Consider the following 2,926-nt stretch of genomic DNA (forward strand, 5'->3'; position numbering starts at 1 on the left):
TGCCTTACAATGGTGAACATAGAAGTACTCTAGCAATAAATAATTAATATTTTACTTGTTTATTGCCTCAGTTCTTTGTTGGCGACCGTTTTTCCGGTTAATAATATTTATTTTTTCATGGATTATTTTCCAGATTTTTGTTCTCCCTTATTTGTTTCCTTTCTTGTTTCGTTAGAAAACAAAATATAAAGAATAAGCATAAAAATAAAATAAGTTAAAACAAAACCATAAAATTCGAATGTGTTATTCCATACTTTTTTTGATACATAACTTATTATAAAAAGCAAAGAAAACCAAGATATTTGAATCACACAACTAGGGTAAACAATGTTTCTATGTAATATATCTTTCTCTTCTTTTTCAGTTGCCAAAGTCAACATAGAAGCTATAAAAGCAGAGCAAATTGTTAAACATATGCAGGTAGCATAAATAATAATAGAGTCAGATTTGTTATATAATTCAGGATAGAAAACATATATTGACATATACCAAAAAGGTAACATTAAAGAATGAACTAAAAGATTTTTAAGTTCTAAAGGGATGTTTTTAAAATCAGTCATTTCTAAATGGTTGCCAACGGTTTTGTGTATGATTTCGTTGCGTGTTTAAGCACTAAAGTTAGCAAATAAATCACAGATAGAAAGTCCGCGAGGACTTTCGTAAGTAGGCTATAACTAGCAATGAATTATACACGGTGTTGTAAGCAGTTTTTATTTTTCTATTGTTCGTATTTCGTTTGTTACCGGATTTGTTGAAGTAAGAAATTCAATTTTATTGTTCTTAATTCCAATTTCAATTTTTCTCCAAATCCTTTCTTCTTGATATGAATCGTATAAGTCAAAACTAATTTTGTTTTCTCCAAATACAGTATTTTTAAATTCCTTATTATGTGTAGAACCAATTAGCATTACTCCTTGTAATTCAAAAGTGAATATTTGAAGTTCTTCCTTGCTTTTGAATTCATATCCGATTACCATTTTAATCAATTCAGTACTTATTCCGTTATACCATATTGGGTCAATAATTGTCAATTCTCCGTTGTCGACTTTTCTCAAGATTAAACATCGAGAAGTTTTTTCGTGCCATCCATAAAAACCCTCTAAAACTGCACTATATAAATCATATTCAGACAGCACATTATTCAGAGTTTCTATTTTTATTTTTTTAATATCAGCTTTGTCAGGATTGTAATACCATTTGTCAGATTCGTACGTGCCATTTTCGTCAATCTTTAGTTTTTCCAATGACGATTTTATTTCGGTCAGTTCTTGTCCGAAAGTGAGAAGAGAAAAGAGAAGAAGTGAGAGTGTTATCGAAAATTTCATTTTTAATTCTTTAGTTTCTCAAAATTAATTCATCTAATTTTTCTGTAAAAGTCATAATGAGTGAACGATGTTTTTGGTTGAGTAAAGAGCTTTCTCAAATTGCTTACAACGGTTTTGTATAAGCGTCAGTAACGGGAAAATGCGCGAGTATTTTCCGCTGACGCACTAAAGATAGCTAAACGAGTTGAATTTCCGATAGGAAATTCCGCCGTAATGAATTATACACGTTGTTAGCTTTTAGTGCTTTTATAATTCATTCCGCTTTTTGTTTTTCGGTCAGCATTTTATTCCAATTTCTTTAATTTCCGTTTTTAGTTCATTCGTAAACTTGCTCAAATTCCGACCGTTTTTTAATTCAGGTTTGAGTGAGTAATTCCAGCGTTATTATTCCAGTTCCGATTGCGCAAACAAGCTAAAAAGTCAACCGTAATTCAATTCAGAGTTTGAGTAAGCAATTCCGCTGTTGTTTTTCATTCCACGTTTGAGTGATAATTCCGAAAATTTTCAAATTCCGCACACAGTTTTTCTGATTTATCTACCTTAAAATTCTAAAAAAAAAATCGAAAAATAAACCAGGCTTTTTTCAAACCGCAAACTTGCTCCAGCATTAAAGCTAACGGTTTGTATATGGTTTGTTGCGTGATTTAAGCAACTAATTTAGCAAATAAAAACCGAATAGAAAATCCGCGAGGATTTTCGTAAGTAGGCTAGAACTAGCAATAAATTATATACGGTGTTGGCAAATCGTTATTTTTACATTTGAAGATTTAAATTCAGTTTTGCTCCTAAAGCGTTGAAAATTCGCATAACAGTTTCAAAAGTCACATTTCCAGTACTATTTTCAAGTCTAGATATTTGGGCTTTTTTAACTCCAACTAATTCTCCTAATTGTTCTTGAGTCAGTTTTCGTTTTTTTCGAGCAGTTTTTATCATGTCACCAATCAATTCGAGTTTTAATTCAAATTCATATTCATCTCTTTCTTCTGTTCCTTTTTTTCCAATTAAAAGGTCTTCTGCTTGGTCTAAAGTGTAACTTTTCATTTCTTTTTATTTTTAAAATACGTTTTTCTAATATTATCCGCTTTGTCGATTTCTTTTAGATCTACTTTGCTAGTTTTCTTAATAATTCCGTGAGTTGCAAAAACTAAAGTTTTGGTTTTATTTTCTTTGTCCCAAAAAGCTAAAAGTCTATATTGTATTCCAGAATATAGTGTTCTAAATTCCCAAATTTCGTCAGTCAATTTTTTAAAAAACTTTGGGTCAGGTTGTTGTTCTGCTCTTCTTATATTATGAAATATTTTCTTTCTTGCTTTTAGGTTTTGTTTCTCTATAAATTCAAAAGCTTCTTCAAGTAACTTTGTTTCAAATCGTTTTATCATTATGGTTATAAAATCAAATATGATACAAATATATAAAAAGTTTCGTTAATTGTAAACTTATAAGTAGTTTTTAATGTTTGCCAACGGTCTCGTATAACCGTCAGTTACGGGTTAATATGCGTTAATTTTCGGTTTGGCACTGGCGTTAGCAATTCCGAGTGGATTCGGACGTAGTCGAATCCGCCGTAATTGCGGTTATACATCTTAAGTTAGCAATCTATT

At 30.6% G+C, this 2,926-nt stretch carries 4 protein-coding genes; all 4 read right to left on the minus strand.

Annotated features, from left to right (window positions below; all coding sequences use genetic code 11):
• Positions 1 to 122: 122 nt before the first annotated feature.
• Positions 123 to 560, minus strand: a complete 438-nt coding sequence (locus tag WA340_RS01115; protein WP_336126953.1) for a hypothetical protein — start codon at positions 558 to 560, stop codon at positions 123 to 125.
• 150 nt (positions 561 to 710) lie between these two features.
• Positions 711 to 1,325 (minus strand): hypothetical protein, encoded by a 615-nt coding sequence (locus WA340_RS01120; RefSeq protein WP_336126954.1) that lies wholly within the window; start codon positions 1,323 to 1,325, stop codon positions 711 to 713.
• A gap of 753 nt (positions 1,326 to 2,078) precedes the next feature.
• A complete protein-coding gene (locus tag WA340_RS01125; protein ID WP_076614752.1) occupies positions 2,079 to 2,366 on the minus strand; it encodes a helix-turn-helix domain-containing protein in 288 nt (95 codons plus the stop codon).
• Positions 2,363 to 2,704: a type II toxin-antitoxin system RelE/ParE family toxin gene (locus tag WA340_RS01130; protein ID WP_336126955.1), complete on the minus strand. Its 342-nt coding sequence runs from the start codon at positions 2,702 to 2,704 to the stop codon at positions 2,363 to 2,365. The genes WA340_RS01125 and WA340_RS01130 overlap by 4 nt, the downstream gene beginning before the upstream one ends.
• Positions 2,705 to 2,926: the final 222 nt, after the last annotated feature.

This window comes from Mesoflavibacter sp. CH_XMU1422-2 (genome assembly GCF_037029245.1).
GTDB classification, from domain to species: Bacteria; Bacteroidota; Bacteroidia; order Flavobacteriales; family Flavobacteriaceae; genus Mesoflavibacter; species Mesoflavibacter zeaxanthinifaciens.

Excerpts from the sequence above, each read along its gene's own strand:
- WA340_RS01115 (WP_336126953.1), bottom strand. The coding sequence starts at position 560 with ATGACTGATTTTAAAAACATCCCTTTAGAACTTAAAAATCTTTTAGTT.
- WA340_RS01125 (WP_076614752.1), bottom strand. The coding sequence starts at position 2,366 with ATGAAAAGTTACACTTTAGACCAAGCAGAAGACCTTTTAATTGGAAAA.
- WA340_RS01130 (WP_336126955.1), bottom strand. The coding sequence starts at position 2,704 with ATGATAAAACGATTTGAAACAAAGTTACTTGAAGAAGCTTTTGAATTT.
- WA340_RS01120 (WP_336126954.1), bottom strand. The coding sequence starts at position 1,325 with ATGAAATTTTCGATAACACTCTCACTTCTTCTCTTTTCTCTTCTCACT.